The sequence below is a fragment of the Kitasatospora sp. NPDC056783 genome (genome assembly GCF_042789895.1).
Taxonomy (GTDB): domain Bacteria; phylum Actinomycetota; class Actinomycetes; order Streptomycetales; family Streptomycetaceae; genus Kitasatospora.
The window spans coordinates 1-6,950 of sequence record NZ_JBHUAF010000436.1 but is presented as its reverse complement, the minus strand read 5'-3'; the positions used below and the strand labels follow the sequence as shown (position 1 = coordinate 6,950).

The 6,950-nt window shown below is 74.4% G+C and carries 5 protein-coding genes; all 5 read right to left on the bottom strand.

The window, feature by feature from the left end:
• Positions 1 to 133: 133 nt before the first annotated feature.
• Positions 134 to 982: a S1 family peptidase gene (locus ACFRMQ_RS36070; RefSeq protein WP_380735049.1), complete on the bottom strand. Its 849-nt coding sequence runs from the start codon at positions 980 to 982 to the stop codon at positions 134 to 136.
• Between the two features lie 280 nt (positions 983 to 1,262).
• The gene (locus tag ACFRMQ_RS36065; RefSeq protein WP_380735048.1) at positions 1,263 to 2,909 is read right to left on the bottom strand and encodes an RNA polymerase sigma factor; all 1,647 of its coding nucleotides are present in this window, start codon (positions 2,907 to 2,909) and stop codon (positions 1,263 to 1,265) included.
• A 558-nt stretch (positions 2,910 to 3,467) separates the two neighbouring features.
• Entirely contained in the window at positions 3,468 to 4,400 is a 933-nt protein-coding gene (locus ACFRMQ_RS36060) for a FadR/GntR family transcriptional regulator (protein ID WP_380735047.1), read from the bottom strand.
• Positions 4,401 to 4,611: 211 nt separating this feature from the next.
• Complete coding sequence (locus tag ACFRMQ_RS36055) at positions 4,612 to 5,520, bottom strand: hypothetical protein (protein WP_380735046.1); 909 nt, start codon at positions 5,518 to 5,520, stop codon at positions 4,612 to 4,614.
• A 3-nt stretch (positions 5,521 to 5,523) separates the two neighbouring features.
• Positions 5,524 to 6,950: ATP-binding cassette domain-containing protein (locus ACFRMQ_RS36050; RefSeq protein WP_380735045.1), on the bottom strand; the 1,427-nt coding region annotated here is incomplete at its 5' end.

Sequence of the window (6,950 nt, the reverse complement as noted above, 5' to 3'; positions counted from 1 at the left end):
CCCTCAGGGACGGTCGCCCGGCTCTGCTGCACTCCGGGACCCTTCCCGGGCCCGGCGCGGAGCGGCCGCCCCGGTCCGACGCGACGTCAGGACCGGGCGCCGGCAGGCGCCGGGCGCTCACCCACCGCGACGCTCACAGCACCGAGCGCACCGCGTCCGTGACCGAGGACACCCTGGTGTAGACCCCCGGGTGGGCCGCCTCCGCGCAGCCCGTCCCCCAGGACACCAGGCCGACCAGCCTGCCGTCCACGATCATCGGGCCGCCGCTGTCGCCCTGACAGGCGTCCTTGCCGCCCCTCTCCTCGCCCGCGCAGACCATGCCCCGGGCGTCGAACCTGCCGTCCGGCCCGCCCGGGTAGGCCTGCGCGCAGGTCCGGTCGGGCACGATCGGCACGTCCACCCCGCGCAGTGTCGGCGAGTAGTCGCCCCGTCCCGTGGTGTCGCCCCAGCCGAAGACGTGTGCCGTGGTCCCGGCCGCGTACGGCGCGGTCTCGCCCTGGCCGACCAGCCCGACCACCGGCCTGGCGCCCTGCGACTCGGCGAGGGTGAGCACCGCCACGTCGTTCATGTTGGCGGCGAAGGAGTAGTCGGGGTGGATCCAGACCGACCGCACCGCCACCTCGCGGCCGGCCGTGCCGCGCATGTCGTCCCGGCCGACGATCACCCTCAGGCCCGGCCGGTCGACCCGGCCCCTGGTCTCGTCGTAGAAGCAGTGCGCGGCCGTCACCACCTTGGTCGGGGTGACCAGCGCACCTCCGCAGAACTGGCCGGAGCGGCCGCTGCCGAACTGCTGGCGGCTGGACAGCGCCACGATCCACGGGTGGTCCGCGGTGCTCGCCGCGGTGCCGCCGACCACCCGGCGCTGCGCCTCGGCCGGCGCCGCGCCGCCGAGCGCGACCAGCGGGACGGGCACGGCGGCGAGCAGCGCCAGCACGGCGGCCCTCCGGCGGCGGCCCGTCCGGACGCCGGCCGGGTCGGTCAGGTCGGCCGGGTCGACCGGGTCGGCGGGGGCCGCCGGGAACAGGGGGGACGTCGGCAGGTCAGTGCGGTCCGGCTCGGTCGGCACCGTGACTCCAGGGGGCTCGGAAGCAGGCAACCGGCACAGCGTAGGTGACCGACTACACGGTGCGACCGCTTCCTGTCACACCGCCACCCGGACGAGGGACAACCGCCACCCGGACGCTGACACGCCCGGGCCCGGACAGCCACGAAGGCCCGGAGCCGTGCGGCTCCGCGCCTTCGGGTGGAACGACTGCCGCCGATCAGTCCAGGTAGTCGCGCAGCACCTGGGAACGCGACGGGTGGCGCAGCTTCGACATGGTCTTCGACTCGATCTGGCGGATGCGCTCACGGGTGACCCCGTACACCTTGCCGATCTCGTCGAGCGTCTTCGGCTGCCCGTCGGTCAGACCGAAGCGCATCGAGACCACGCCCGCCTCGCGCTCGGACAGGGTGTCCAGCACCGAGTGCAGCTGCTCCTGGAGCAGGGTGAAGGAGACCGCGTCGGCCGGGACGACCGCCTCGGAGTCCTCGATCAGGTCACCGAACTCGCTGTCGCCGTCCTCGCCCAGCGGGGTGTGCAGCGAGATCGGCTCGCGACCGTACTTCTGGACCTCGATGACCTTCTCGGGGGTCATGTCGAGTTCCTTGGCCAGCTCCTCCGGGGTGGGCTCGCGGCCCAGGTCCTGGAGCATCTGGCGCTGGACGCGGGCCAGCTTGTTGATGACCTCGACCATGTGCACCGGGATGCGGATGGTGCGGGCCTGGTCGGCCATGGCGCGAGTGATCGCCTGGCGGATCCACCAGGTGGCGTAGGTCGAGAACTTGTAGCCCTTGGTGTAGTCGAACTTCTCGACCGCACGGATCAGACCGAGGTTGCCCTCCTGGATCAGGTCCAGGAAGAGCATGCCGCGACCGGTGTAGCGCTTGGCCAGCGAGACCACCAGGCGGAGGTTGGCCTCCAGCAGGTGGTTCTTGGCCCGGCGGCCGTCCTCGGCGATGATCTCCAGCTCGCGCTTGAGCTTCGGGGCGAGCTTGTCGGCGGCCGAGAGCTTGTCCTCGGCGAACAGGCCGGCCTCGATGCGCTTGGCGAGCTCGACCTCCTGCTCGGCGTTGAGCAGCGGGACCTTGCCGATCTGCTTCAGGTAGTCCTTGACCGGGTCGGCGGTGGCACCGGCGACGGCGACCTGCTGGGCCGGCGCGTCGTCCTCGTCGTCGTCGGAGAGGACGAAGCCCTCCGACTCCTCCTCCGGGCCGGTGGCCTCGGACTCGGTCTTGTCACCGGGCAGGGCGACGTCCTCGAGGATCTCCTCCTCGCCGAGCAGTTCCTCGTCGCCGCCCTTGGCGGACTTGGCGGTGGTCTTCTTGGCGGCGGCCTTCTTGGCCGGAGCGGTGGTCTTCTTGGCCGCGGCCTTCTTCGCAACGGCCTTCTTCGCCGGCGACGCCTTCAGCTCAGAGGCGGCGGCGGTCTCGCCGACGGTGATCTCGGCGGAGACGGTGGGAGCCGAGGCCGTGGCGGCAGCGACGGCCGGAGCCGCGACGGGAGCGCCGGGGGCGATCCGCACGGGCGGCTTGGTCGGGGCCGACGAGGCGGCCGGGGTCCGGGTGGTGACAGCCTTGGTGGCGGTGCGCTTGGTGGGGCTCTTGGCAGCAACGCTCTTGCGCTTGGCGCCGGCCGGTTCGGCCGCGCTGACCATGAGGTCCACGCCCTCCTCAATCAGCACCTGATTGAGGCTGCGCATGACGTTCTTCCACTTGGTGACCGGGATCTGGTCCGCCTCGAACGCCTGGCGCACGTCGTCACCGGCGATCTGCCCCTGGGCCTTGCCCCGCTCGATGAGCGCCAGCAGAGCCGCGGACTCGGCGATCTCGGGGGGAAGCGAACGGGATGTGCTGGCCGACACGAACAACCTCTCGGACGATGAGTGGACTCGAACCCGTACCGGCCGCCCGAGCGGGCGGGGAAGGAGATCGCGCGTCGGGCGCGCGGTGTCGATTCCGACCGACTCGGGCTTGAGGACTGGGTTTGCAGGACGGCAGCAGCGCCGCGGACCAACACAGCATTCTGACATGTTGGAGTATTCCGGAGCTGCTTCCGCTCAGGACACATCGCTGCTACTCGTCAAGTGTTACGCATGGCCTTCGTGTCGCGGGTCACATCACCCCGCGCCCGCAACCCGGGGCCGCTTCCATCATCGCTCACTCGCGGACCAATCAGTTGTCATGGCCAGGCAATGCCCGCGGGCCCCGCGCGCCGTCGCGGCAACCGCCGTCGGCCGCGCCCGCTCCGGCCCGGCCTGCGCCCCGGAACCGGTTCCACCTCCGAGCCCGGGCCTCCCGGTCCGGCCGCCCGGGGCGGCATCGTGGTGGCATGCGGAGGCCCTCCGGCTGCGCCGCGCGGTGCGGCCGGAGGGCCTGGCGGAGCGGACCGCCACGGTAAGGCGCCTCCGCTCGTCGGAACAGCCCGTTCAGTGCTCCCGGGGCGCGGGGACGGACGGCTCGATCTCGGGGTGGACCGTGAGCAGCGCCCGCATCGCGGCCTCTCCCGCGGTGCCGTCACCGGCGCCCAGCGCGTCGACCAGCCGGGCGTGCAGGCCGACCGAGGGCTCCGAGGGCCGCTCACAGGAGATCGCCGGACCGCCCGAGACCTGCAGGGCGCAGGCGACGATCCCGGACAGGTGCTCCAGCATCCGGTTGCCGGCCATCTGGAGGACCAGGCCGTGCAGCTCGGCGTCGGCCCGGGTGTAGGTGGAGAGGTCGGCCTGCGAGGCGGCGTGGCCCATGATCTCGACCAGCTCGACCAGGCGCTGCTGGACGTCCTCCCGGCCGTGGCCGGCGGCGAGCCGGGCGGCCAGCGGGTCGATCGCCCAGCGGAGCTCGAACAGCTCCCGGCGCTGCTCGTCCCGCTGCGGGCCGAAGGCGCGCCACTCGATGATGTCCGGGTCCAGCAGGTTCCAGTCGCCGACCGGGCGGACCCGGGTGCCGACGTTGGGCCGGGCGCTGACCAGACCCTTGGCCTCCAGCACGCGCAGCGACTCGCGGACGACGGTCCGGGAGACCTCGAACCGCTGGCCGATCTCCTCGGGAACCAGCGGGCGGTCGGCACCGAGGTCGCCGGAGACGATCATCTGGCCCAGCTGCTGGACCAGCTGGCCGTGCAGGCCGCGGCCGCGGCTGCTGGTGGTCTTGCGGCCGACCCGAGCGATGTCGGACTCGGCGCCCTCCCAGCGGGGCGCCGGCGGGGTCGGCCGGTCGGCGTACGAGAAGCGGTCCAGGTCGCCGGGGCCGTGAATGGGCCCTTCGGCGGAACGGGCGGGGGTCATGGTGGGGTGCGCAAGGGTACTCACGCCTCCTTTGTCGGCGATCGGCAGGCGTGGCTTGAGAATTCTCGTGAAAAGCACACGAAAGGGTGATCGGCCGCGACTGGATAATTGACTTCTTATCAGGAAGAAACGCGCATTGCGGTCACTGCTGGTCGATCTTGGCGGGTCGGGGCGGGCCGTACGGGTGCGGGCTGCGAGAGCCGGGCGAGGCCGGGCGCGGGCCGTACGGGACGGGGTTCGGGCCTACGGGACAGGATGCGGCCGTACGGGTGGCCCGCTCGGGGGTGCTCTACAGGGCCCGGCGGCGGGCTTGGACCAACAGGGCCGCGAGCAGCAAACCCGCCGCGGGCGTCGCGACCGCGGCGAGCAGTACCGGATCGCCCAGCACCGTGGTCTCGGCCACCGCCTCGTGCGCCCCGCCGTAGACCCGGCCGTAGGACCACTCGATCCCGGGCTGGAACGGCAACAGGTCGGCCGCCCGGCTCGGCCACGGCCTGCCGGTGTGGCGCAGCAGCAGTGCGACGCCGGACTCCAGCAGCGGCGGCATCGCGCACAGCAGCAGCACCCCGGCCGCGGCGCTGCGGGTCAGCGAGGCGGTGAGCACCCCGGCCCAGCCCGCCACCACAGTGAGCAGGACGAAGGCCAGCAGCGCCGCAGGCACCCCGTGACCGGCCACCAGCCCCAGCGGGGCGAACGCGCCCGGCAGGTCGGACAGCCCTGACAGTCCCGCGCCGGCCAGCGCCCCGGAGACCCGGTCCGACAGTGCGTCCGGGTCCGCCCAGGCCGCCACGGCGACACCGTCCGGCAGCGCGAGGTGTGCCACGACGGTGTCGAGCAGCAGGGTGCCCAGCGCCAGCAGCGCCGCAGCCGGACCGGTCACCAACAGCTTGGCCAGCAGGAGCCACACCCGGCGCGGGTACGACACCTGCGAGGCCGGCAGTCCCGGGTGACGCACCTCTTGCCCGTAGGAGAGGGCGCCCAGCACCCCGGCGCCGAGCGCGGCGAAGGGCAGGGGGGCCAGCGGGACGGCGGCGGTCAGCAGCCGCACCCCGGCCACTCCGGTCAGCGGACCGTCCGGGGAGATCCGGCTCGCCAGGACGGCGGCCACGACGGCGTCGCCGAGCAGCACGGCGGCGAGCAGCAGCCAGGTGGAAGGCAGGCCGCACAGGCGGCGCAGCTCGTAGGCCAGGACACGCACGGTTCACTCGCTCCGGTGGTCGTCGGGGGTGGCAGGGGCGGCGGGGGCGGCGGGGGGCGCGGGGGGCGAGGGGGGCTGGGCGGCCCGGGACACGGGAGGCTGGGCGGCGGTCGCGCCCGGGGTGGGGCGGAGGCGGACGGTGTCGTCGATGAGCAGGTCGTCGGTGCCGGCCCGGCGGTGCGGGGCGCGGCCCCGGACGGGTGCCTCGGCCGGGAGCGGATCATCCCGGAAGAGCCGGTCCACGGCCACCGTGGGGGCGGGTTCGGCGCCGCCCGGGCCGGTCTGCGCGCCCCTCTCGGGCCGACGGGTGGCGGGTGCGGGCCGACGGGCGGGCGCGCCGAGCACGGGGAGGCCGGCGGCGTGGAGGGAGGCGGTGTCGAGGGAGTCGGCGTAAGGCGCGAGGGGCAGGGCACGCAGGGGCAGGGAGCCGCCGTCCTGGGGGCGGCGGGGCGCCGGGTGACTCGGGGTGGGGACGCCCTCGGTGGCGGAGGCGGGGGCAGTCGCGGGGGCGGGGGCGGACGTCGGCGGGTGCGGGGGTACCGGTTCGGCCGGGGCGGGGACCGTCGGCGGCTCGGCCGGGGTCGTCACGGCCTCGGCGGGAACGGCCTCAGCGGGGGCTGGCCCGGCGGGGACCGGCCCAGCGGGGACCGGCCCAGCGGCCGGTTCGGGGCCCCGCTCGACGGCTGACGACGGATTCGGCTCCCGTGCCGGTTCCGGGCCCTGGGCGGCCTCGGACACCGGACGGAGGAGTCTGCCGGAACGGCCCGAGCCGACCGGCAGGACCACGCGCGGCACCGGCTGCTCGATCACGCGGTCGGCCAGCTCGTGCAGCAGGATCCCGTGGCGGTAGGCGAGTTCGCCGATCTCGGTGCGGTCGACGCCGGCCACCGAGAGCCCGACGCTGCCGTCCCGGCGGACCTCGGCGCCCTGGCTGACCAGCAGGTCCGCCAGCCGCGCCATCTGCGGCCCCCGGACGGCCACTTCGGGACTGAGCCTGGTCCGCCGGAACTCCTCGACCGACTGGTCGGCCACCATGCGGCCGCAGTCCAGGGTGACCACCCGGTCGGCGAGCTGCGAGGCCTCCTGCGGGATGCGGGTGGTCACCAGGACCGTCCCGCCGGCGGCGCCGAAGGAGCGCAGGAAGGCGTGGAACCACTCGACGTTGCGCGGCGAGAGGCCCTCCGCGGGGTCGTCCAGCAGCAGCGTGCCGGGGTCGCCGAGCAGGGCGGCTGCCAGGGCGAGTCGACGGTGCATGCCCGGCGAGAAGGTGCGCAGCCGCTGCCCGGAGACGCCGGCCAGCCGGATCTGCTCCAGCAGTTCGTCGGCCCGCCGGACGGGGACGCCCACGGCGGCGGCGAGCATCCGCAGATGGCTTCGCGCCCTGCGGCCCGGATGTCCGGCCACCGCTGCTGCCCCGCCCTGCGCCGGGC